The 537-nt window shown below is 63.3% G+C and carries 1 protein-coding gene; it reads left to right on the plus strand.

Features of this window, described 5'->3' with window-relative positions; translation table 11 throughout:
* A partial coding sequence (locus AC1DS5_RS25535) for a CBS domain-containing protein (protein ID WP_477721037.1) occupies positions 1–537 on the plus strand: 537 nt, incomplete at both ends.

A 537-nucleotide genomic window follows, 5' to 3' on the forward strand; every position in this document is an offset into this window, starting at 1 on the left:
CAAGCAATCTGCCTGCGGTGGTTCACGACGGCGAGGTCATGCGCCCGACGTCGGAGACCTGGCTGACCCGCGCGATCCGCTCGCTGTTCGGCTGGAAGCCGGGCTCGGTGCGTGCCGACCTGCAAGTCGTGCTCGACGCCTCCGCGCCGGACGAGACCGGCTTCTCCACCATCGAGCGCACGATGTTGCGCAATATTTTGGGGCTCAACGAGCGCCGCATCGCCGACGTCATGGTGCATCGCGCCGATATTGTCGCGGTGAAGCAGGATATCTCGCTCGGCGAATTGATGGGCCTGTTCGAGAGCGCGGCGCATTCGCGCTTGGTCGTATTCAACGAAACCCTCGACGATCCCGTCGGCATCGTTCATATCCGCGACCTGCTGGCATACATGACCGTGAAGGCGCGCAACGTCGTGCCGTCGACGGCCAAGAAGAAGAAAGTGTTTCCCGCGGGCCTCGACCTACGTTCGGTCGATCTGGCGCAGACCGTCGTTGACACCGGCATCATCCGCAAGCTGCTCTACGTGCCGCCATCGA

This window comes from Polaromonas sp. P4_H1 (assembly GCF_056400945.1).